General features: G+C 61.2%; 14 protein-coding genes. 7 read left to right on the forward strand and 7 right to left on the reverse strand.

Annotated features, from left to right (window positions below; all coding sequences use genetic code 11):
- Window positions 1-484: 484 nt before the first annotated feature.
- Window positions 485-1495 (reverse strand): ABC transporter substrate-binding protein, encoded by a 1011-nt coding sequence (locus M446_RS34920; protein WP_012331400.1) that lies wholly within the window; start codon window positions 1493-1495, stop codon window positions 485-487.
- A gap of 138 nt (window positions 1496-1633) precedes the next feature.
- On the opposite strand from M446_RS34920, the gene M446_RS34925 reads away from it, so the two are divergent.
- The 6 genes from M446_RS34925 to M446_RS34935 all read left to right on the forward strand — a co-directional run bounded on the left by M446_RS34925 (window position 1634) and on the right by M446_RS34935 (window position 9126).
- The gene (locus M446_RS34925; RefSeq protein WP_012331401.1) at window positions 1634-2335 is read left to right on the forward strand and encodes a recombinase family protein; all 702 of its coding nucleotides are present in this window, start codon (window positions 1634-1636) and stop codon (window positions 2333-2335) included.
- A 260-nt stretch (window positions 2336-2595) separates the two neighbouring features.
- Entirely contained in the window at window positions 2596-3111 is a 516-nt protein-coding gene (locus M446_RS06985; RefSeq protein ID WP_265576556.1) for a hypothetical protein, read from the forward strand.
- A gap of 11 nt (window positions 3112-3122) precedes the next feature.
- Window positions 3123-3944: a ParB/RepB/Spo0J family partition protein gene (locus tag M446_RS34930; protein ID WP_265576557.1), complete on the forward strand. Its 822-nt coding sequence runs from the start codon at window positions 3123-3125 to the stop codon at window positions 3942-3944.
- A gap of 102 nt (window positions 3945-4046) precedes the next feature.
- Window positions 4047-5291 carry a hypothetical protein gene (locus M446_RS36905; RefSeq protein WP_012331404.1) on the forward strand — a complete coding sequence of 415 codons (1245 nt, stop codon included), beginning with the start codon at window positions 4047-4049 and terminating at the stop codon, window positions 5289-5291.
- A gap of 283 nt (window positions 5292-5574) precedes the next feature.
- Window positions 5575-7122 carry a DUF6538 domain-containing protein gene (locus M446_RS06990; protein WP_012331405.1) on the forward strand — a complete coding sequence of 516 codons (1548 nt, stop codon included), beginning with the start codon at window positions 5575-5577 and terminating at the stop codon, window positions 7120-7122.
- Between the two features lie 699 nt (window positions 7123-7821).
- On the forward strand, window positions 7822-9126 hold the full coding sequence (locus M446_RS34935; RefSeq protein ID WP_012331406.1) for a DNA cytosine methyltransferase: 1305 nt from the start codon (window positions 7822-7824) through the stop codon (window positions 9124-9126).
- Here the strand turns inward: M446_RS34935 and M446_RS06995 are convergent.
- Window positions 9010-9951, reverse strand: coding sequence for a response regulator (locus M446_RS06995; protein ID WP_012331407.1), 942 nt, complete (start codon window positions 9949-9951; stop codon window positions 9010-9012). The genes M446_RS34935 and M446_RS06995 overlap by 117 nt on opposite strands.
- Window positions 9948-12272, reverse strand: coding sequence for a sensor histidine kinase (locus M446_RS07000; protein ID WP_012331408.1), 2325 nt, complete (start codon window positions 12270-12272; stop codon window positions 9948-9950). The genes M446_RS06995 and M446_RS07000 overlap by 4 nt, the downstream gene beginning before the upstream one ends.
- 75 nt (window positions 12273-12347) lie before the next feature.
- On the opposite strand from M446_RS07000, the gene M446_RS34940 reads away from it, so the two are divergent.
- A complete protein-coding gene (locus tag M446_RS34940; RefSeq protein ID WP_322597456.1) occupies window positions 12348-12839 on the forward strand; it encodes a DNA mismatch endonuclease Vsr in 492 nt (163 codons plus the stop codon).
- Here M446_RS34940 and M446_RS07005 read toward each other — a convergent pair.
- Genes M446_RS07005 through M446_RS07020 form a run of 4 tightly spaced genes read right to left on the reverse strand, consistent with a single transcriptional unit; the run spans window position 12836 to window position 23140 of the window.
- Window positions 12836-18268, reverse strand: a complete 5433-nt coding sequence (locus tag M446_RS07005; protein WP_012331410.1) for a hypothetical protein — start codon at window positions 18266-18268, stop codon at window positions 12836-12838. The genes M446_RS34940 and M446_RS07005 overlap by 4 nt on opposite strands.
- Entirely contained in the window at window positions 18265-19770 is a 1506-nt protein-coding gene (locus M446_RS07010) for a hypothetical protein (protein WP_012331411.1), read from the reverse strand. Before M446_RS07010 ends, M446_RS07005 begins: the two co-directional genes overlap by 4 nt.
- Complete coding sequence (locus M446_RS07015; RefSeq protein ID WP_012331412.1) at window positions 19767-21872, reverse strand: ATP-binding protein; 2106 nt, start codon at window positions 21870-21872, stop codon at window positions 19767-19769. Before M446_RS07015 ends, M446_RS07010 begins: the two co-directional genes overlap by 4 nt.
- Window positions 21869-23140 (reverse strand): DNA cytosine methyltransferase, encoded by a 1272-nt coding sequence (locus tag M446_RS07020; RefSeq protein ID WP_012331413.1) that lies wholly within the window; start codon window positions 23138-23140, stop codon window positions 21869-21871. The genes M446_RS07015 and M446_RS07020 overlap by 4 nt, the downstream gene beginning before the upstream one ends.
- Window positions 23141-23507 lie beyond the last annotated feature (367 nt).

The raw sequence follows: 23507 nt of genomic DNA on the forward strand, positions 1-23507 counted from the left end.
GGCCTGTAGATGCTGCTGTCAAGGAAGCTATCAACCGAGAGATAGCTCGGGCTGAAGTGATAGCCGACATGGCTGACACTATGTCCCTCCCAGCGTCTCCCGAGGAACTGGCCGAAATCAGGCGCTTAGTCGATGAGATTAAGTCATCTGAGTTGATGAGAGCTATAGAAGAGCATCTAATGGGGGAGGGTAGTCACCCCCACCACTAGATGGCCTTTAAAGTCGTCAGGATTGACCGTAGACGGCCGTTCAGAGGTCCAGGCTGCCGCCCCCCAAGCAAGCGAGCGGGGAAGTTAGAGGGTCCAAATGTTCTTGGCAGATACCTGAAACGGCATCGACAGACGAGCGTTGGCCTGAAGTCCCCCGTGGCCCCCCCTCGCGCGATACCGTGTGGGTGCACCCCCTTGTTGCGCAAGGCGGCCTTTCAGCCGGTCGGGATGCATTCGAGCAGGTGCATCAGTGGGAGCGTGCAAGGCGGCGTCACTCACTCGATCAACTCACTGGCACGGGCGACGAGCGCGGGAGCGACATCAATGCCGAGAGCGCGCGCCGTTCGCATATTGATGATGAACTCGAAGCTTGTCGGTTGCTCAATCGGCATAGTCTCGGGCGCTGCTCCCTTGAGGATACGATCCACGTAGAAGGCTGCCCGTCGCAACTGGTCGGCGAAGTTCGTTGCGTAGGAACTGAGACCGCCCTGCTCAGGGTAGCTTCGTTCACTCGCCAAAGTCGGCAGGCGCAATCGTGTCGCCACATCAGCGATAGGGACATAGAAGCCGACAGTAAGCCCCGATCCCACAAGCGCCGCCTCTGCCCCGCTCGCTCTCGCTTCTTCCAGAACCCGCTTCGCCTCATCAGCGTCTCCGAAGGAGAGCACTTTGAGTTGGAGGCCCGAAGTTACCTCCCCTGACATGAGCAACCGTGCACTCGCTACGTTCGAGATGTCCTCACGATGATAGACGAACGCAGCGTACCGTAAACCGGGAACCAACTCCTTGAGGAGGTCAACTCGCTTCGCCACCAGGTCAGTGTTCTGCGATGTAAGGCCGGTAGACCTTTGCCCAAGCCGAGGGCGGATGTCGGACAATCCTAGGAGTTTGGGAGTCGAAACAGCGGCAAAGACGAGAGCGACTGTAGAGCTTGCCTCGCGAACGGCCAGGGCCGCTGTAGTTCCGGAGGCGACGATTACGTCGGGCTGCCAAGTCAATAGCTCAGCGACGAGGGCCGGCATCTTGTCAGGTTGGTTCTCCGCGAAGCGAGCTTCCAACAGCAGGTTCTCGCCCTCGACATAGCCTGCTTCTGCAAGGCCACGCCGTAGAGCGGCCAGAAGATAGGTGCGGCGGGACGAAGAGGCCGTTAGAAAAGCAACCCTGGCGGGCTTGCTGCGGCTAACTTGGGCGACTACTCGCGACGGCAGGATTAATGACGGTGCACTTGCTGCGACGCCACGCAGGACATCTCGTCGCCTCATGAGCCTTACTGGGCCGTACAACATCGTTGGCTCTTATTCGATGGGTCAGCATCATATCGGCTCGCGAGCGCACTGGCTATCCACTTGCCTTCGACCTTGACGCACAGCCAAGGAGTCTATATCAATATAGTCAACGCTCGTTGACTGGAGTGTGAGGGTGTGATGGCTCAGGGTGGCTTCGTGGCCTACTACCGCGTCAGCACGGCTCGGCAGGGCGCCTCTGGGCTTGGGCTGGAGGCGCAGAAGGAAGCTGTCAGGCGCTACCTCAATGGCGGTGACTGGACAATCAAGGCCGAGTTCGTCGAGGTGGAGAGTGGCCGCAGGAGTGACCGCCCTGAACTGGAGCGTGCTCTTGCCACTGCTCGCCTCCACCGCATCCCCTTGATTGTTGCCAATGTCTCGCGCCTCACTCGTTCATCTGCCTTCCTTCATCGTCTGCTGGAGGCTGGTGTTGAAGTGAGGTTCTGTGACCTTCCTGAGATTGAAGGCCCCACGGGACGCTTCCTACTTCAGCAGATGGCTGCTGTAGCTGAGTTGGAGGCCGGCATGATTGCGAGTCGCACCAAGGCCGCGCTGCAAGCCGCCAAGGCCCGCGGGACGAAGCTCGGAGGAGACCGCGGTGTGGTCATGCCTGACGCCACACGGGCTGCTGGGAGGGCAGCCAGGACGCTTAAGGCCAATGGTCGGGCGGCTGACCTCGCTCCCATGATTGCTGAACTCAAGGCAGCCGGCGTCACATCGCTTGGAGCAATTGCCAGGGCTCTGAACGAGCGCGGGATACCGACTGCACGAGGCGGTGAGTGGTCATCGATGCAAGTGTCTCGGGCTTTGGAGAAGATTAAGACTCTCAATGCGGTGCAATAGGTATAAGTAGGCTACGCGAGCGTCTATCCGCCATAACTCTGCCCGCATCTGCTCATATAATTGCCTTACTGTCTCTCATGGGACGGTCACTAATCTCAGGAGTATGAATGTCGAGAGTGTGTCGCGCACCGGGTTGTTCATCCCCGGCTGCGTCACGGTTTAGCCTTTACTGTAAGGCCCACAAGGCGCGCCTACGCAGGCATGGGGCGATTGACCAGGTCGGAGTCACGGAGGCCGTCCTGGGCTCGTACAGGCGCCTCGTGAGGGGTCGGGTCGAGAAGAACAAGGAGAGCCCCCTGTGGGGGCAGTTGGAGGCACGCTGGGCCACCATCGTCAGCCACGCTCAGCGTATCGTGGACGGCTACCATCGGGGACAGGTGGGCTACGCATTCGAGCGACGTGCTGCGCAGGAGGTGCTGAAGCTGGCGGCCGATGTGGAGCCCAAGGCGGTCGTTGAGACTGCACTGGCCATGTTCCTCCTGCTGGAGGCGGAGCCTAGACGGTTCCGGTCTGACGCTGGCTTCCGGGCGCAGCTTGTCAGGAGGGCTCGAGGCCTCACGGACATGAACGTTGGGACCTACTGGGACGACGAGAGCGGGTCGGTGAAGCGCGTCTACAAGGAGGTGCCGCCACGGGCCATCGTCGTGATGGGGCAGTGGCTCGCAGAGGCATTCGGGGGCGCAGGGACGCACATGGCGAGGCTTGAGGAGAAGGACAGGCAGGAGCGAGAGAACGCTCGCCAGGACTTCCATAAGGCCCTGGAGGAGCTGCGGTGATGAGTGAGTTAATGGCAGAGCACGCTACTGTGAGCCCGTCTGAACCTGTTCAGGAGCTTGAAGCTGTCACCATTCTGAAGAAGTTGAAGGAGAAGGCTGCTGCTGAGGTGCTGCCTAGGGCGATGCCATCAGAACTTCCGCTGGATGGCATCAAGCTAGAGCCTAACCTCTTTCAACAGCGTGGCACCAGTGAGAAGCACATCAGCGATTTGGTACGGGCTATCAAAGCGTTCGACGTGCTTGAGCCTCTGACAGTCATCCGTGTCGGAGGTGACATATACCTCATCGATGGTCACCACCGTTATGAGGCATATAGGACTGCTGAGAAGACAGCAGGTATCCCAGTAAGGTACTTCGGTGGCACCCTGGATGAGGCTGTCCTTGAGAGCGGCAAGGCCAACTCAAAGGCCAAACTATCCATGAACTCTCAAGAGCGTCAGAACTATGCATGGCGTCTTGTTCTGATGGGTCTTTACAGCAAGGCCGATACAGCAGCAGCCGCTGGTGTGGCATCCTCCCAAGTCGCGACCATGCGGAGGGTCAAGAGGCAGTTGGGTGCAGATGTGGTCAATCATCCTCGCTGGTGGCAAGCGTTCAACGCTGCCAAAGGCAATTCATCGTCTATGCCGCAAGACGATATTGACCAATGGAAGCAGGCTCAGGCGGACCAATATGCTGACCGGCTACAAAAGGCGTTCGGGAACAAGCTATCCACGAACCCTGAGATTGCTGCGATGGCACTCGCAGCGTACTTCGGAAGGAAGCTGAACGATTTGCATCAGGAGCTTGCTGGCTTCGTTGGTGACCCTGATGATGAGAACCCCGACTTCTGACCTGCCTGTATACTCCCTAGGGTGTGCAGAATGTACAGGCATCAGCGGTTCGTGGTGATTTGATATACGTTGTCGTTGGGCAGCCTATAAAGCGAGGGTCATATGCAGAAGCTATTCCATATATCTGCTCGGGGTGCGGCTTCGGTCTTATTTAGACGTGATGAGTGTCTGACTGTAAATTATTCGCTTGATGGCACGCCAATCGTAATGATGTTCGCAACGCGCTACAGCGAACGAGGCTTTGCGGCTGCAGTTCCGGGCGAGATGTGTTTGGACGTTATCGGACCAGCGCCAGAACTTAAAGAAGCTGCATCGGGCTTTACAAATGCTGGCCGTGACATCGCTAATCTCATAAGCTTTCTCTTCAATGCATTTGTATCCTATATTGAGCCAGAAGTCGTCTATGAAGTTACGCCAGGAGTCTCCGAAAGAGATTACTTCCAAAGATTGCTGCCTCCAGACCAGGTCTGTTTGTGTTCTCGATTTGTAAATGTTGGTTTGGCGACTGCATTTATTGAAGCTCATCATAGGCATGTTGAAAAAGACCGTCTATCGCGGGCTATTTTGCAATATTGTGAAGCTTTAAAGGACTGGAAGCAAGGGCATGAACTTCTCGCAATGTCTCATTTGTTTATGGGCGCCGAAGCTTTAAAGACTGCCAGCTGGAGGCATTACGCCTCGGTGAACAATATGCGCCCCGAAGATTTGGGCTTGCAGTGGGGTTATGAGCAGGGCGGCCGATTAAGCCTAGAAAAGTACCTTGATGATACTGCACGAGTAAAATTAGTGTTTAACGACGACAAAGATTGCCATCGTGCCGCCAAGAATGTGAGTGACCAATTTGAGCATGGTTTCGCTAATGCTGGTAAGTTGCATGAACCAGCAGGAAAAAACCTTATTAAGACTGCCGCGCACTTGCGCTCAGCTGTGCTGTCGATGATAGACCTTGATGAGGAGTGGCGCGCGCTTCTGCAAAGCCCAAAGTACAATACGCCCAAGGGACCTTTAGGCAACGAACATTATCTTTGGGGTAAACTGATAGGTGTGGGTGATAATCTTGCTGCACCAGGAACAAACCATCCCATCTGTGGCCTTGAGGTGGTGTTGGAGGAGGTGCTTTTCGATACGGAGACCGAGACATATGAAACACGTTCGAAGTTCAGTGCTACTGGAAGCTTTGCTGCGGGCATCAGCCTCGTTCCCGGGCCTTATGAGATATGGGACCGCTCTGCCTTTTCTCCGACATTGCTATCCCCGAAGCGTCCGCTTTCAGCGGGCGAAAGCGAGACCGTCATAGAGCAGGACCGTGAAGCCTCCCCACCTTTGATTTCGGGCGAGGGTCGGTAAACCGTCACCACGGGCTACCAGCGGGCCCATGCGAACCTGACGTCTATTGCTGGCGGGCACTCATAGCGAAGGAGGCTTGCATCCAGCTCAGCATTGAGTTCAACGTGGGTGTTCAACAACTGCAACGGCCAGAGCCAAAAAACCCTTGTAAATCAATGCTGCGGAGGCTTGAGCGTATAGTCCTCTCCTGGGCACCAACCACTCCCCAAGTGGTTGAGCCTCCAAAAGCTTCAAGCAGATCATGTGGTTAGGCGAGCCCGCGTGCTACACAGCGGTGCTACACATGGTCCTCCCGATGTCCCGGCCTCAGCTCCATCCCCGCTCCGGTGTCTACTGGCTGCGCAAGCGCGTACCGGCCGACCTCGTGGCCGCCGTAGGCAAGCGGGAGGTGACCCTCAGCCTGCAGACGAAGGATCCGGCGGAGGCCAGGAAGCGGTGCGCCGAGGAGCTCCTGAAGCTGGAGCAGCAGTGGGCTGGCCTCCGGTCGGGACCACGCAGCCTGACCGAGGTCGAGGCGCATGGGCTGGCCTGCAAGGTCCACGATTGGTGGTTGGAGACCCACCGCGCGAACCCGAGCGAGCAAAGCTTCTGGCCTGTCGGCCTCGCCGACAAGCTCTGGGCGCCGCCTGCCCCGGTTGGAGCGCAGACGCTACTTGGCGAGCTTGTGAATGGCCGGATCAATCCGGATCAATGGCGCGTCCGGGAGTTGGAAACCTGGTGCGTGCAGACGGCCGGGACGGTGCTGGGGAAGCATGGGCTGACCGTCGACGATATCAGCCGAGAGAGGCTTGCGAAGGCTGTGGCCGCGGCAGTTCAGCGGGCCAGTCTCACGCTGGCCCGACATGCCCGAGGCGAGTTCAATGGAGTGCGGCTGAGTGATGTCGTAACCGCACCGATCTCTCCCCTGCATGTGGCTGCTGCTCGACCGCCGGTCAGTTTTGGCGAACTTGTGAAGGGATGGGCGGCGGAGAAGCGTCCAGCGGAGAAGACGCTCTACGAATGGACGCGCGTCATGACGCAGTTCGTCTCCTTCCTCGACCACGAGGACGCGGGACGGGTAACGCCTGACGACGTGCAACGCTGGAAGGAGGCGCTGATCGCGAAGGGCCTGGCGCCGAAAACGATCAGCGATGGCAAGCTGGTGGTGCTGCGCGCCATCTTCCAGTGGGCTGCAGACAACCGGCGGCTGGCGAGCAACCCGGCCGAGCGGATCAGCATGGACGTGAAGCGGAAGGCGTCAGAGACGATCCGCAGCTTCACGGACGAGGAGGCTGCGATCGTCCTCAGAGCGGCACTGACACAAAGGGATCCCGCTCTGCGATGGGTCCCGTGGCTGTGCGCCTACTCCGGCGCGCGGGTCTCGGAGGTAAGCCAGCTTCGGGTCCAGGACGTGTGTCAGATCGAGGACGTCTGGTGCATGAGGTTCGATCCTGAGGCAGGTCCGTTGAAGACGGCCAGCTCGGAGCGAGCGGTGCCTTTGCATCAAGCTGTACTAGAGAGCGGCTTTCTTGAGTACGTCCTGAGCGTCGGCTCGGGACCACTTTTTCCTAAGCTGAAGCCGGATAAGTTTGGCAAGCGAGGCGGCACAGGCACGAAGGTGCTGGGCCGGTGGGTTCGCAGCCTTGGTCTGACGGATGAACGCCTTGCTCCGAACCACTCCTGGCGGCACCGGTTGAAGACGCTTGGACGGCGGCATGGGTTGGCACCGGATATCGTGAACGCGATCACGGGCCACGGCAGTCGTACGGTCGCGGATCGGTACGGCGAGTTCGAGATGTCGGCAATGCGGCGCGAGCTGATGAAGATTCCGGCAATCTACCTTGATGTTTAGCCGGGCGAGCAAGAGTAGATGCTTGTAACACCATGCCCGATATTCAAGATCCGCAGAGCATCAGGTTCGGGATTTATTCCTGGTGAGAGGATGTCAGATTTGGCTGGAGCGCTTCTAGGCAGATTGGATTCCTTTTGGACGCAAGGGAGCACGACACATCAAGAACTCGAGAGCCGTGATCGTTGCAACCGAAACGATCACGACGTTATACCGGCGCGCCTTTGCCCTGATCCGTCAGCAGGAACCATGCTGCGCCGAGGTCTGGCCTGCGTTGAGAACGCGTCAACGCGGACGCGCGGCGGTATTAGTTAGCCTATGCACCGGAAACCGGCACTACCCCCCGGCCAAGAACCGAAAATAAGCTTCCATAATTCGATTGGCGGCGTCGGCTCGACGTTTCCATTCCGGTCGCTCTCCTCCGGATTCAGAATTGGACATTGGTCGCGCAGCTGCTCCAGCAGCTTTGCGCCCAACGCCAGACATTCATGTGCACCCTTACAGTCGAGAGCTGTCATTTATTTACACGGCGTGCCGAAGTGCACATGCAGCCCAAGCGAAATATACACGAACCGCGTACGGCCGGATTCTGGTTCCAGCTCCGATCCGATCAATGGCTTGGATACCGAGCGTCCGGCTTTGGTGCATGGAAGGCGCGCGAGTGTTTAGAAAATATAAACCATTCCGACATACCGAGGCACCGTGAAACCGACCTGCATCGACCTTTTCGCCGGTTGTGGCGGACTCTCTCTGGGGCTGGGTGCCGCGGGGTTTTCAATCTTGTTCAGCGTCGAGGCGCATCCCGATGCGTTTGCTACATATCGGCACAACCTGCTGGACGCTCGACCAGACCAGCATGTGTGGCCCTCCTGGCTTGAGAAGCGGGCCTGGAGAGCTGAAGAATTATTTACGACGCACCGAGCGGAACTCGTCGGGCTGCGCGGAAAAGTCGACTTGCTGGCCGGCGGCCCCCCTTGCCAAGGCTTCAGCACCAACGGGCTGAGGCATCCGGACGACCCACGCAGCGCTATGGTCGACGTGTACCTGCAGTACGTCGCAGCCGTCCAACCCAGGTTGGTGTTGCTTGAGAACGTCGTTGGCTTTCGGTCGATGAAGCACCGGACCGGCGGCTCGTACAGCGATTACGTGACGAGAGAGCTGGATCGGCTAGGTTATCAGGCATGGTCGGACGTGCTCAGGGCGGCAGACTGGGGGGTGCCCCAGCGCAGGCCGCGATTCGTGCTACTAGCGGCGCCCAAGGGCACCTTGCCCGGCGTGGACCCGCTTCAACGGTTGCGCGTGGCAAGAAAGAGCTTTCTGGTTTCTAGAAAACTCGGGCCCAAGAGCACCGGAGCCGAAGCCGCCATCTCGGATCTGGTCGAAGTTGACGACGATCTGGAACTCGATGACGAGTGGGGCAAATTTGGGTTCAGAAAACTCCGAAGGGCCGAGAGCATCAGCAGTGCATATCAAGAGCTGATGAGACTGGGATGCCATAACCAGCCCAGTGACATGCGCCTGCCCCGTCACAGCGCCGCATCAACTCGCCGTATGCAGGACATCCTCGACACTTGCGAACGAGGCGTATGCCTGCGGCCCGGTGACAGGCTCCGGCTCGGTATAGCGAAGCGTTCAACGACACCGCTCGACGCCGGTGCGCCTGCGCCGACGATCAGCACGCTCCCAGACGACTTCGTCCACTACGCGCGCCCCCGATCGATGACCGTCCGCGAACATGCACGCCTGCAGTCATTTCCGGACTGGTTCGAGTTTCGCGGGCCCTACACTACGGGTGGCCCGCAGCGGAAAGGTGCCTGCCCGAAGTTTACTCAGGTCGGCAATGCGGTCCCGCCGCTGCTGGCCGAAGCGCTCGGAGAGACGCTGCGTGCACTACCGATCTCGTGGGGCGACCAGACTCCCGATCTCCCGAAACGCATCGATATAACCCGCGAACACTTGACGGATGCGAGGAAAGTCCCCCACTCTTATGCCGACGCTTCCCTCTAGAACCCAGCCGTTCTCCCCTTCGACCTCTCTCGCGTGCCCGAGGTCGTTGCGCTTCCTGAGAACGTCGGCGTCGAATTGCGCGCTCGCCCGGCGGAGTTCGCGCAGGCGGTCTATCTGATCGCTGTCAAGCCCAAAGGCGGCCTGATTCGCAGCTGCCAACTTAGTCAGGCGGCGAAAGTGCTTGAACAGCTTTGCGCTGTCCACGGCAAACGTATCGAGGCGCGCCTCGAGATCGACCCGGCTCGCCTCCTCGTACCGCTCCTTGATCAGTCCGAGGTGCGCGATAACATCACCATCTAGCTCGCTGAGTTTCTCTTCGCACATTGGCGCGCGCGCGGACATGGCCCGGACCGCATCCTTCATGAGTGCGTCGCACTCTGCGACGACCCGCATGGCGAGCCCCCTCATGCCAGAAAGGCGGTCGAGCGCTCTCGCCGTCTGTTCGATGAGCGCGCCTGTGCGTTCGATGAACCGCTGCCGATGGCTGCAGTAGACGCCCTCGACCCTCTTCGCGGCAATCTTGCTCCTTAGGCCGTCCTCGTCATCATTGCCCGAATAAAACAGTATGGTGGTCGATGGGAATAGCTGCCGCACCCGCGGCGCGAGGTCGTCACCGTCGGCGTTCCTCAACTTGTAGTCGAGGAGAATCAGGTCGAAGCAGTGAAAGAGGGCGTGCCTGCGTCCCAAGTCCTCGATTCCGTTGCCGTTCGGGATTACCTCGATGCGGGCAATAAAGCCCGCGTCCTGTATACGACGCCTAAGACTTGCCTCCTCCTCAGCGCTATAGGAGTCCTCGATCCAGAGGATGCCGAAGTCGAGGTTCATTCCCCTTCCCCGGGTATTACGATCTCGAAGTCGGCGCGGCTGCCGTCCCCCATCAGATCAATCGAGCCGCCCATCTCCTGCAGAATTTGGCGGGCGCTGTAGAGGCCTAGCCCGGTCCCATTAGACGAACCCGTGTAGCCGCGCTCGAAGATTTTCGCGGGATCAATCCGGTCCACGTTGATACCGACCCCGTCGTCAGACACCCTGATCACCACTCTATTGGCACCCTTCCTCGCAGCCACGAACTCGATTCGGGACGCTCGGTGCTTGCGGGCGTTGTCCTGCAGGTTGTCGATGAGAACGGCAATGTCGACGGGCGAGAACTCGCGGAACAGCGACAATCCGGGATTTCGGAAGACAGCCTCGGGCATGCCGGGGACGCCAGCCAGCCGGACTGTGAAGTACTCGGCGAGGAACTGAAGCAGGTCGCCCTCCACTTTGTCAGTTTTTAGGTCGATCCGAATGTTGGGCGCGAAGGAGAGCACTGCACCCAGGCGGTCGCCCGAGAGTGTGGCACCCGCAATGGAGGCGGAGACCCGGCGGGCCGACTGCCGGATCGACGCGAGCAAGTCCTCGATCTCTTCCGGATCGTCCAGCTCGCCCTGCGTCGCTGCCAGCGACAGCACGTTCCTGATCTCGTAGGCAGCGTTCGCCACCGCGGAGCGAACGTGTCCCGCGTGGATGGTGGCTTGGTGCATCAGGAGTTGGACTCGCTCAATGTCCAGATCCCGGCTGCTGCCGAGGAACGCCGCCTGCTGTTCCAATCGTGCGATGCGGGCGTCAGCCCGGTTCCGTTCCTGAATCGCGCGCTGCGCGACCTCGCGCGCTTCCTGCCGTTGCGCCCTGAGCTCGGCGATCCTGCGCCGGGCCGCTTCGACCTGCTCCAGCAGCTTCGCATCACCGCGACTCTCCGCGACGTCCGACATCGCCCTGAGCGCGTTATCGGTGACCTGATCGGGATCCTCGGATACCCTGACTAGATCTTCGTCAAAATAGAGGATCTCGATGTCTCTCGTCCGCGCCAGACTTCCCACGATCGTGAGAATGCGCTCACGGGCGTGGTCAGTCTCCAGCCCTTCCGGCGTGTCGCGATTTTGGTCGGACTTGTCCGCCCAGTTCACACCCACGACGTAGCGTTCGAGCTTGAACACCATGTGCCGGCGGATAGCCTCAAACAGCGCACGGCGGTTCGCGTCGTCCACGAGCCCAGCGTCCCGGCTCGAAACCTCGCGAAACATCTTGGGCGGGGCGGTCACGTCTACACGGCCGATGATGTCGCGGGTGCCCAGATAACGGGCCTGTCCCTGTTGCTTCCGTCGGTTCAAGCCAAACGTGTCGTCGAACTCCTCACCAATGGGAAGGATGCGGAAGCCATTCAAGAAGAGGAAGACACTCCCGAACTCGATAGGCCTTACTCCCATGCGGAGCGTGAATGTGTGCTTGGCCGACCGATTGAGGAAGAACACCTGCCCCTCTATCCGGCATGCCGCGAGTTCCGGATAGAGGGAAGGCTCGCGGATCGCGTAGATTTTCCGGCCGCGATCGTAGAGCGTAGTGTCAATAAAGCCGTCGACGATCACAACCTCGATCCGGCTGGTCTTGTCCCGCAGGAGTTCCGCGATCTCGTTGCCCACGGGCCCGTCGACGCCCTCGATTTCCTCCCCGGAGCCGTCGGCGAACCATGTCGACAACGTCACCTCGCTCGTCGTCCCGAAGGGATCGATTAGCTTGGCGAGGTCCCGCCGGAGGCGACGTATGCTGTCCTCGTCCCAATCCTGCCGTGTTTCCTTGATCAAGAGCACCGTTCCGCTGTTCTCGGGCGGGGAGGGATTCATCAGAGGCGGAAACGACTGCGAACATCCAAGTGATACGCTTACTTCCTGAAACTCGTTGGTGCTCTCGCCTTCGAAGTCGCGCCAATCGATTTCGAGCTTAGAAATTGCGCTGCTACCCTGCACGCGGCTGTACAGGTCCAATTTTCTGCCAAGTGTATCGCAAGCAAAGCGGCCTATTCCCTTGCTCCCGGCAAATTGGCCTGCGGGGCGAATTTTGTTGCGATAGTCATTACGACCGACGAGTGCCTTCTCGGAGTAGGCTACGAACAGCCATTTATCGCGCACATCCGACTCAGACATGCCGCGCCCGTTGTCAACTACAGCGATCGACCGCTTGTTCGGATCGAACTCGATGTCAACGGAGGTTGCGCCTGCATCGAACGAGTTTTTTACCAATTCGAATAGTGCCACGAACTCGTTCGTCACGAGGTCACGGCCGATGATGTCCTTCAAGTGGGAGCTGATTCGAAATGTTTCCTGCGCCATGTCTGGATCCTAGCTCCACCAGTTCACGGCGTGAGGCAAGCTGGGAAGGGCCTGCACCACCGTTCGCTCACGTCAATGGACAGGGCATCGAGGCTCATTATCCTCTTATTCCGTCAAGAAAAGGGACGAGCAGTGGCCGACTTCCTCGATCCTGCGGGCCGCTCGAAGCGAATGTCCCGCATCCGATCACGGGACACCAAGCCCGAACTTCTGCTCCGGCGATCGCTGCACGCACTGGGCCTTCGGTACAGGCTGGGCGGTGCTGGCCTTCCTGGGAAGCCGGATCTGGTATTCCCCCGCTATAGGACAGTCATCTTCGTGCATGGATGCTTCTGGCATAGACATTCGGGATGTAGAGTGGCAACGACCCCGAAATCGAACACGGCGTTCTGGACGCACAAGTTCGAGCGGAATGTCGCGCGTGACGCCGAGGCAGCACGCCGCCTCGCTGCGTTGGGCTGGCAGGTCCTCGTCGCCTGGGAATGCGAGATCGTCACCAAGTCGCGCTTGGGCGCGACTGCTCAGCGATTGGCCCATAAAATTTGGCACGGCACCAGATCGTCCTAGAGCTTCTTGCACGAAGCTACGAACTCGAAAAACGGCAACCCTCGGACCACCTCGCCAGGGACGTCGAAAGACTTATAGAGACACTGGTGGTTTTTCAAGGACTTCACTCGCTCGGCAAGCTCCGCGAGTGAGCCTGTCATGCCCAGGGTGGAAAGCTCAGCGGGCGTGACGTTCGGGACTTTGTGGATGAACCAGGTGAGCAGCGGGTCGCGGTAGTCGGTAGCGTTCACCTTGAAGTGCCGAAGGTATTGAGACGCCAAGATGACGCCCGCTCCGAACTCCCGCCCTTGCAGCAGCAACTTGCGCAGCACATCGAATTCGTAGCGCATGATGTTGTCAGCTTCGTCGACGAGTAGGTATGAGTCGATCGCGCGAAGCTGCGGGTCAGATCCCAGGAACGGTCTCTTGGGTGTTTTTAGCATGTTCTCGTAGAACAAGTTGAGCATGACCGCGACCAGCATGTTCTTGCTCCGGTCGTCCTGCCCGAGCGCGTCGAGCGATATCACCAACACGCCGTTGAAAAAATCATCGAAGGGGACCGTTTTGCGAGGGTCTGCTTCGAAGACTTCCAGATCGGTTAGGTCGCCGATAATGGAGGAAACGGAATCAGGCTTACCATCGATGATCCCGTCGTAGGACTCGGCGACGTTGTAGAGAGTCGGCTGCTCGCCCGGCAGGCCCGTGTCGTAGGCGTGCCGGATGGCTCGCTTCAGCCTGTCTCGCTGTACGGGGCCGATGCCCGAATAGATCTTGTCTAGTACGTCGCTGAAGAAGAGGTAGCGTTGCAACCATGGCGCGGCCGCTTCCTCCATTGTCCGGGTGTCGAACAGGTTGATCGGTAGCTTGTGTGGCTTGACGACCCGGGCACCAGTGGCCCGAGCGAAATCCTCGCTGCTGTAATCCCGCTTGTAGTCAAAGATCAGAAAACGGGGGCGCAGACCGCGGTTTGCGGTGGATGCTTCGGTGATCTGTAGGATGATCGACTTGAGGAGTTGAGTCTTGCCTGTCCCAAGGTCCCCAACGACACCCATATTCAGGTGGTTCAAGCGGGTGTCTGAGACGTTGAGCGTCACCGGTCGCGTCTCGAAGCCGCCAATGGAGGAGCCGACACGAAGATTTATGCCCATGCTGGTACGGGACGGCGCGACGGTGGGAGGATCGGCAACCACAGTCTGCTGCAGAACCGGATCGGACACTGATGCTGCAGGTACCACGACACCCGAGGCCTCGCCCTCCTCAACAGCCGTCGAGGCGGGCGTTGCTGGGAGGCCACTATCTCCCTCCATTGGGAACAGCTGCCAGTTGCCTACCTTCGCTCGCACGCTGTCGTAGAACGACGCCGGGTCTCCGCCTACGATCCTGCCTGCATCGTCCAGCCCGATGATTATAGTCTCGTCGAAACCATCGCTGTCTTGATCCCTCACCGAGCTCCTCGGGCTGGCGTCGATGATGATCAGGCGCCCTCGCCCATCGACCTGAATGTCCGCTTCACTCGCAAGGATGGCACCGGCGATCCTTTGGTGGAACAGGGACCACTTCTCTTGATCCACGACATCCGGGTGCTGACTGTACACCCGCATGCCGAAGCCGACGAGTGAGAGCACGATGTGCTGGAACGCGAGGGTCCATGCTCTGGGCTGCCCCTCGCCCGCATGCATGGCCTGGATAAGCCTCGAGAGCGTCTTGGCCTGCTCGAGCGCATCTCCTACTTCGGCGCTGGGAAAGATAGAGCTCGGCCGACACTTTACCTCGACCGGCGTCAGGCGAAGGCTGACGCCGGCCGGCGTGATCCTTATCCCAACCGTTAGGAGGTCGGGCCGGGCGAGGGAGGCGTCCTTCCGCTCAGAAGGCATGCTCCGTGCCAAATCCGACATGTAGCCGCGGAAAGGGTCCACGGGCACTATCACCGCGAGGTGGGCGTCGTCTTCGCTCCCGCCGATTACAGGAAGTAAACTTGCCGTGTCGGCGCCGATCCGGAACCTGTCCTGAAGCAGCCGGACTGCGAGGAATAGCCCGAGGTTCCCGGTCGCGCCTGCGTCGTCGCCGGCCAGACCCTTGACGGTCGGGATTCCTCTACGGGCGATCTCAAGAAGGACGTTCCGGACGTAGTCCTTGTCCAGGGCTGCGCAGCCGGGAAGCTTGGACAGGGCCTTAGCTAGCACCTCCCGATCCGCATCCTTAACGGACGACAACAGATAATAGCCGTTCGTGTCCCCAGCCCGGTTGGAGTAAGATGGCAAGTCGTAGTCCCAAAGGTAGGCTCCTTCCAGCCATCCGCCGAGAAAGCAGGCGGGATCGATGGCGGAGGACGATACGGCAACGTAGTCGGTGCGCCGGCGCCCCAGCATGTCTTGGATGGCATTGACATTGGGCGCGAAGCTAAGGCCGCAGCGTTGATCGCCCAGATTCTCAAGGGCGGCGACGCAGGCGCCGACCTTATCCGCAAGGCTATCACCCGAGAAGGGTGCGGGCAGCGCCTGGCGTGACTCACTCAGAAAGGCATTGGGCAGCTGCCGGCGTATGCGATGCCTGATCAGGGCCGCCGGGGCTATTGGGGTTTGCGTCGGGACGCTGGTGACGCTCGGCTCCGACATGTCGAGCTGAGCAATAATGCCTAGGTCAGGCACGGCGCTTACAGGCTGGCGATCAAACCATCTGACGGCGTTGGCTGTGTCCTCTGAGAGGTTGGCGATCGTCGCGTCCTCTGGCCGTGAGGCGGCGTCTCGATCATCGTAGATGTCGACACTTCGCGAACCGACAGACTGGCGGATGGGCCGCCGGTCGTCTTGTCGGTACTGGCGCGTGCACCACTCGATCAGGCCCTGATTGCAGGCATCAGTGGCTCCTCCGGCACTCGCAACGGCGACGCTCACCAGCGGCTTCGCGGCGACAAGGTCGAAGACGTCCTCCAGAGCCCGGCCCACCTGGGCTGCGCTGAAGCCCGCAGAAATCCCCCCGACCGAAATGCCGAAGCCTGTTCCGAAGGGCGCCAGACGCGACCGGTCCGCGAGTCCCCTGAGCTGCCTGCCATTCCACAGCACCGACCAGTAGTCGGTGCCATTCTCCACCGCGACAAAGTTCACTCGCTCCACGCCGACGGCCGACCTCAGCGCAATGCTAAGAACGTCGGGCACGCAGTCTGGGTCGAGCACGCTGACGGCGGGACAGGGACGCTCCGCCTCATCGGCTTCCAGCAGCACGCCCTGCGCAACGGTGTGCCAGGCGATGCGGATGGGATGGAGGGGAGAGAGCAAGACGGCGTCCGGAATCCGGGAGAGTGTGCGCCCGTCGGACTCGAGGGTTGTGACGGCGGCCACGTCCACCCAGCACGCCACATCCGGGTCCGCGGCTAGCCAGGCCTGGTAGGCGGACAAGTACTGCTCGACGATTTCGCAGAATGCTGGGTCGGAGGCCGCCCACTTTCCTAATTGCGCGGACTCCACGAGTCCGGTCTCATCGCCGCCGCCGCGGATCCAACGACCAATCTCCGCCCTTGCCTCGACGAACCCCGCTGGGGGAACGAACTCGGACGGGTCGGGCCGTGGGTCCTTCAGGAACCGGCCGGACGAGAAGACCGGGCCGGCCGGTTCCGTCCACGTCGGCTGGACCCATGCGTCCACGTAGTCATTCGCGATAACGATCGGCTGGTAGGATCTCTCGATCAGGTCGGCCGAGAGCATCCAATCCTGCAGACTCGACGCACGGGCGTTGCGGTCCGGCTGCACGATGGAGCGAGCGTCCGAGGGTTGGAGGCGCCGCCGATTGGCCCTGATTAACCGCTCAAACTCGCTCTTACAGCCGTCTTGCTGCCCCTCCTCGATCGCGAGGGACACGCGGCAGACAACCCTCTCCATCCTTCCATCGGCAATGGGGCGCCTGAAGCTGACGTCAAGCTGATAGTTGCCGTCGACCTCAACCTCCACCTGAAAGTGGCCCTGGCGAATGGCGCGTACCGGCAGGCCGACGGGCGCGTCGCCGCGTTCTGCCGCGTCCTCGGTGTTGCCACTGGCCTGACCATCAATCTCTACGCCTGGCGAGGCGAATACGAGGAGGTCATAGCGGCCCGCGCCAGGCAGCAGCAGTTGAGACTCAAGCTCCGGCCCCCCCCTGCTCTTCCGGCGCTTCGGCGGGCTCAACTTTCTCGCCAAGCGGCAGGCCACGTAGATGCCGGGTGCCCACGTGGCGAGAGAGACAACCTTGATCGCGCCCGGCTTGAAGCGGTCCGCAGATGCGACGTAGCGCATGGGCGAGCGATGTGAGGGCGGGGTCCAGTCGACGAAGACTCGCTCGCTGCTGGCCCGGACTTGACCGATAACCTTGCCGCCAGCCCCGGCCGGAGTTCGCTCGATGGTAACCACGGCGTCGCTCGTCGCCGGCCCCACCGTCTCGAACTCCAGATCGACCTCACTCATCACCAATACTGGCATGCCACGCGCAAACGGCATGATGCCGTTGGTGCACACCATCCGTATGTCACCGGTGGCGGCCGCTTCCTCGATGAGGAGCTCCGACCACTTCTCGACCGTCAGGTCGTTCCACCATCTCGGCCGAGCGTCCAGATTTAAGCCGTCGAACGGCCCGTAAAAGGCCGCAGCCGAGCGCTCAAATGCAGTGGGGCGGTCACAAACGGACCGCAGGTGGTCCAAGAACTCGGCAAGGCCCGCCGCATCCTCCTCGCTTGCCCCTTCCTGCGCGCGCGAGATGCCGACACCAAAGCCATCGGACAGCGCATCGGCGATCTTCTCCAGGGTAGCTACCTGTTCCCGCAGGGAGAGGTTGCGCTCCTTAGTTCTAGGCAGGCCGCAAGCCAGACTAAGGAGTTCGCTTTCGTTGAGCTGCGAGCCGCCGGGGTATGGCGCACAGACCCTAGAGATCACCCGCCAGGCACGGCCCCTCTGTGTTCGGTCGACATCGACCTCGTCCGCAGCTGCCGCGGCATACTCGATAAGTGCCCTGGCCTGCTCCCAGTCGGCCTCCCTGATCTTTGCCTCCGACAAGGCCGCGCCAACAACGTCCTGCAGGAACTCGTCCGACCACCAAGCCTCGAATGGAACGTTGCCGGCGTTGTTGGATGCCGCCATGCCGAATTCGTGGGTCGTTGTGGACACAGACCTGTTACTATGCTGTCCAGGCGGGATCAGCGCCACGAATGTTGGCTTGGCAGGTGAATTTCGAAGGTTAAGAAGGTGGGTGTCGTCGCACCAGCCCGAGGAGCCTACCGCAGGATTGGCTTGCCCAGGCTCGAGCTGAGCCACCTGAAGCAGGACGGGCACCGTGACACTATCAGCCATCAGGCAGGCGAAGGCGTCAGCGAGGATCTCCAAAGGCGGCCCATGGAATATGAGCCTAACCTCCACCCCGTCCTCGGCTGCAGTTTGGTCGATCTTGGCGCGGACGAAGCCGGCGAGGATCTTCGCGAGTCGGTTCAAGCGGCGGCCTCCACAAAAGGAGGCACGAGCAGCATCCCGCTCTCTGCGTCCGGGCTATCGAGAACAAGGCCAAGCATCCGCAGCTGGTGGCCAAGATCATTCTGCGCGATGTCGCGGTGGTCGACGCTTATTCCGTACCCCCGGAGGTGTTGCGCCAGTCGCCGCACAGATCTTGGGCCCGATGTCTTTGATAGCGCGCAGTGGACGAGGGCCAGTACCGCGACCGGTCCCAGCGCGACGATCCAGGGGCTTGAGTTGCGCGTCCCGCGCTTCCTAAGGGCGTAGCCCTGATCATAGCCCCGGAGCACGGCGTTCGCCGCCTGCCGCTGGCCAAGCACGTGCCGGGCGAACTCCGTGATGTTGGACCCGATCCCCTTCCGGCAGATGATGGTGTGGTTCTCCCTCTCCTGTAGCTCGGAGACGAGCTCCGCCAGCCCTAGCCGGTCGAGCGTTGCGCGATCCGCCCGCACACCCTCGCAAAGCGCGAGCACGCCGGCAGCCGACCACAGGTTTCCGGGAACATCCTTCCCGCCCTCGGCCAGTGACCAGAGCGTAGCGTTCAGCCCGAGGCGCGCCATAAGGAAAGCCGAGGTCTGGTCCTTCACCATGGCGAGCGCCCGGTCGCCATAGGACAGCATCGCGAGGCTGCGGGGGAGCATCGCTTCCCTCGCCTCCTCAAGTGTCGTCGGCCCGCCGCCCGATAAGGCACTCCGGACACAGCGCCACGTGCGGTCGTGGATCTCGCACAGCCACAGCACATGGGACACCACGCCGATGCGTAGGATCGCCTCCAGCAAGCTGGTCCACTGGCGGCGCGTGAGTGAGCTCTTGGCGTCGATGATGGCTTCGATGTCCTCGGCAAACTGCCGGGCCGGATATCGCAGCCCGTCCTGATCAGCGAGGTCGAGCATGGGCATCGGGATCGAGGGCGCCCTTGTCCAGACCGACCCAGAGGCCCATGCCGCGAGCTCGCGCTGCAGGAAGCGCGCAAAAATATCATCGTCGTTCGCGACGGAAAGAGCATCAAATAGGTTAGCCCAGAGCTTTTCGGCCGCAGCTGCGCTGGACGCACCGAGCCAGACCATGCGCCGGACGAGCACGCCCGGCGACCAAGGGTTCCCGGCAAGCCGGGCCGAGCCCGAGAACGCGGCTGTCTGCGGGACGATTGGCATTACCTGCAGGAACCGCTTCGACGCCTTGCTGGGAAGCTTGGGACTCTCCAATGCCGAGTGAAGCATCATGTTGAAGGAGTCTGCGTCCAGCGCCGCGCCCTCACGTGATCGCTTCCGGTTGCGGTACTTCCGGATCTCCCGATCCAGATCGCGCCCGGCTTGCGGCACAGACCCCTCTGAGAGGCCTTGGAACCCGGCAGCACGATAGAGCGAGGAGAGGATCACCTCGGAGCTCGCGTACTCGGGCGCAGGCGTCATCGCCAAGGCTGACTGCGAGTACATGGGATGGGACGTCTGCCAGGGCTCGTCCCTGAACTTGGCCAACGTCATCGCGCCACGCTCTCCCTGCGGGCGACGAAGCCATGTCGCCGTTCCTCCACGACCACCCCATCGGTGCCGATGCGCAGACCCGCCCGATCGAGGATTTCCGGATCACGGACGATCGGGCCTGAGAGCCGGGCGCGGGTCGTGTCAAGAAGCGCGAGCACCGTCCGCGGCAGCGACGCCACCGACATGCCTTCACGAAGCTCCTTCACCGCTTTGAACAGGTCGAATGTCAAGGCAATTGGTTGGCCCGATTTCCCGCTTCCGACCCGCAGGTAGGCTATAGGCCGCGCGGGTCGGTCTGGGGCGTCCTCTTCCAGCGGCCGCACCGGCCGTGCTGGAACCACCAGCGTCGCCCTCTGCGCGGTTGGCGGAAGCGGTTGGCCGAATGTTGTCGTCAGTGAGATCTCAAAGTTCTGTCGAGAGTTCAGCAGCCGCTCTACCTCGAGTGCGACCTCGTAGAGCTCATTGCCGCCCGGATACTCAGTAACCTTCTGGAACTCGGAGAGAATGGCGGCGTCGAGTACCGCTCCGCTTCGGGCGCCGAGGGTGCGGCGCACAGTCCGGCAGGCAAAGTCCCGCACCAGTCGCTGCACTCTGGTCGCGGTGGCGGGGCGACTTCTGCGTGCGGCGTCCTGAGAAAGATCGGAGTCCAGCACGGCGAGCCGCTCCAGTAAGTCGACCTCGACCCGCATCAGTATCTGGCTGCGGCGGACATAGTCCAGGCCTTCCCTTACAGACCGACTAAATCTAATGTCGAGTTCCCTATAGGAATAAGCCGTCCTTTGGCTGACGCGGACCTCGGTCTCGGGCGCCGCAAGGGCGGGATCTGTCGTCCGAACGAGGCCGTCCAGCGACGCGCCGATGGTCGTCGGCAGGTACTGGCCTCGCCTGGACACAAGGAACCAGTGCAACCCCATGGCCGTGTTGTCGTCCTCAAGGCCAAGGTCGCGGATGTCGCGCAGGAGCGACGCCCCTGCGTCACGATCCCAGCAGTGAAAGAGTGCATGCTGGTATTGGGCGCTTACGAGCTGGAAGATCGCCGTCGAGGTATCCTTAGACGGCTTCCCCTTGCGCCGAGCCAGCTCGTCTGCCTGGACCAGCGAAGCTGCCCAACGGCACGGGTCGAGGCGGGCGTCCTTGGCACCAGGTCGGTGACCAGCGAGGAGATAGGACACCAGCGAGAAGAGATCGCGGAAGCTCCAGCGCTTGCCGCTCGCCACCTCGTACCAACGGAGGAGGTCGAGTAGCGCGCCTTGCTCGCGGTCACGCGAGAGAACCTGGCGGCTCCCGCAGAAGGGACAACCAGATCCAGCAGCACAGCTGCCGGCCGCCGGCCATTTCGCCTCGTTGAGCGCCAGATTGAGCAACGCCCTCGCCGGCGATTCGCCGCCGGCGTCCGTCGGCAGCAGCAAGGACTCGACATCCATCGGCCAAACGGCGACTTCGGGAAAGTCCTTCAAGGGCCAGCACGGCGGGGCGTCTGGAAAGAGACTGACCGCGCGCGCGATCGCCTCGAGGAGCCGCTGGCTGTCATCGTCTCTCGAATCGATGGCCTCGACCAGAGCATCGTCAAGAATGCCGCGGTTCACACAACAGAGGTACGTCTCGCGCCGGCCGGCCTCGACCGCACGCTTCAACTCGTCTCGCAGAAGCTGAGCCGCTGTCCGGGTCTCCCCGCCAGTGACGGCGGACGCATCTTGGACGATGGCCAAGGTCCCGAGTCCCTCGCAAGCCATGACCTGATCAAGGTCCACGCATACAAGCCGCGGCGCGATTCCGTCTGGCGGCGCGAACGCGTTCCGAAGCAATGCGACGAGTGCGCCATTGGCGCCAACACCTTCGTCGAGCCACCGGATTGTCGACTCGATCGCCTCGGTCTTGCCATTACCGGGCCCACCGACAAGCAAGAGGATTCGCGGCGCCCCGGGCGCCCGCTTCGAGAAGGTGCGAGCCCATTCACCCAGCCGGTCGAGGAGGTTCGTTCTCAGGACGGTCTCGCCCGGCCGGCCGCTCGCGTCATCGAAGAGGCGGCGCACCCCTCCCGAGCGATTGCCGGCCCAGTTCTGGAGCTCAACCGGAAAGGTGCAGTCCGCGACGTCGGTCATGCAGCTAGTCTTCCGCGGCCGACCCTATGCCGCACCAGGGCGTAGCCGAGCAGGACTTCACCCCACATCTCCGCGATCAGGGGCGGAACAGCGTTTGCTACTTGCGTGAAGCGCGGGACTTCATGGCGGCGCAGGCCGCCGCCTGTCGTATACTTACCCTTGAAAACAAACCAATCCGGGAACGTCTGGAGCCGGGCGTTCTCTCGTACTGTGAGCGTGCGAGGCTCCGAGTAGTGGAGCAAGTCGTCCGGCATGCTGGTGATGGTAGGCGCCACATTGTCCGGATCAAGAACACGGGTCGCTATCTTGTTCATACCGTGTCGCTCTCGCATTTCGCGGTTTAGCTGGACGCCCAGCCGTCCTGCCTCTCGGCATTCCTGAATTATCCTGCTGAAGCGCTCAATGATATGCGGCCGGTGCTGGGCGAGCCGCGTGTCCGATATCTCTCCCTCGAAGCCGTCGCGCAGGAGCCGCTGGAAGTCGGTGCGGGGTGGCTTGGTGCGTATGCTCAGGTATCCCTTCGAGTCCAGGCACGGTCCGGTGCCGGCGTGGCTACGCTCCAGGTCCGAGATCGCCTCCTTGCAGGTCATGCGCGAGCACAGGCCCCTCTTGGCCAGGAACTTGACCTTGGAGGCCTGCAGCTTAGCAAAGGGATCTTCGGCTCGTGACGGCTCCCATCCCTCGAACTTGAGAAGGCCGACTAAGAAGAAGCGCGGCCGCTGTTGGGGGACACCATACTCTGAGCACCGGATGGTGTCGGCATACACGTGGTAGTTCTCGCCCAGCCGGCACATGATGTCGTTGGCGAAGTTGCGCCTGCCCTCGGCCTCATTGCCGCCAGCGAAGTCGTAGGTGATTCCTCTCACGTTCTCGATCAGCACCATCTTAGGGCGGATGGCGTCGACGAACTCGAGATACCGCTCCACAAGCTGGTTGCGGGGATCGCCCGGGTGCCGTCTACCGGCGCTTGAAAAGCCCTGGCATGGTGGCCCTCCAGCGAGAAGATCGATCTTGCCCCTGAGGTTTACCAGTTCGTCCGGGTGGGCCTCCATCAGCGCCTCGATGGTCCAAGGCTTCTTCTCGAGCCATTCGGGCCAGACGAAGCGGTAGCGGTCACCATCATCGATCAGGTTATGCTTGAGCGTGTCGAATGCAAACGCGTCTTTCTCGATCGCGAAAAGGCCCTTCCACCCGGCTTTAAGGAGGCCGAGACTCAGTCCGCCGCAGCCTGCGAATACATCAATGAACAGTGGCTCGTCGTGATCCACACTTGCCCCCAACTCGCCTCCACGCCGACGCGAACCGGGTTGGAGGCTGGCCAATTGCTCGCGCCTCGAAACCCCCGTTTCCGCCCGGGGAGGTTCGGCCACGCATTGAACCAGCGAGAACAAAAGGTGTCCATCCCCGAAGCAGCGAAGCTTGGCATTTCCGGCCGCAGGATGCTTAGCTATAGCAAGCGGCTCTGGGCGCCAAGCGGCTCGGAGGATCGTCAAACCGCTTTCGTAAATAATTTCCGCAGGGCGGGTTGAGGAACGGAGACGGCAGGCTCAGAAGCGGAATGACTCCCACGTGGTGAGCGGGTAGGCCCTTGACTAGAAACTGCTTTTTCTGAAATTGGAGGCCGGCAGGCTGTGG

The sequence above is a fragment of the Methylobacterium sp. 4-46 genome (assembly GCF_000019365.1).
In the GTDB taxonomy this organism is placed as follows: domain Bacteria; phylum Pseudomonadota; class Alphaproteobacteria; order Rhizobiales; family Beijerinckiaceae; genus Methylobacterium.

Coding starts and splice junctions, on each gene's coding strand:
- M446_RS34920 (WP_012331400.1), bottom strand. CDS start 1,495: ATGTTGTACGGCCCAGTAAGGCTCATGAGGCGACGAGATGTCCTGCGT.
- M446_RS34925 (WP_012331401.1), top strand. CDS start 1,634: ATGGCTCAGGGTGGCTTCGTGGCCTACTACCGCGTCAGCACGGCTCGG.
- M446_RS34930 (WP_265576557.1), top strand. CDS start 3,123: ATGGCAGAGCACGCTACTGTGAGCCCGTCTGAACCTGTTCAGGAGCTT.
- M446_RS36905 (WP_012331404.1), top strand. CDS start 4,047: ATGCAGAAGCTATTCCATATATCTGCTCGGGGTGCGGCTTCGGTCTTA.
- M446_RS06990 (WP_012331405.1), top strand. CDS start 5,575: ATGGTCCTCCCGATGTCCCGGCCTCAGCTCCATCCCCGCTCCGGTGTC.
- M446_RS06995 (WP_012331407.1), bottom strand. CDS start 9,951: ATGAACCTCGACTTCGGCATCCTCTGGATCGAGGACTCCTATAGCGCT.
- M446_RS07000 (WP_012331408.1), bottom strand. CDS start 12,272: ATGGCGCAGGAAACATTTCGAATCAGCTCCCACTTGAAGGACATCATC.
- M446_RS34940 (WP_322597456.1), top strand. CDS start 12,348: ATGGACAGGGCATCGAGGCTCATTATCCTCTTATTCCGTCAAGAAAAG.
- M446_RS07010 (WP_012331411.1), bottom strand. CDS start 19,770: ATGACGTTGGCCAAGTTCAGGGACGAGCCCTGGCAGACGTCCCATCCC.
- M446_RS07015 (WP_012331412.1), bottom strand. CDS start 21,872: ATGACCGACGTCGCGGACTGCACCTTTCCGGTTGAGCTCCAGAACTGG.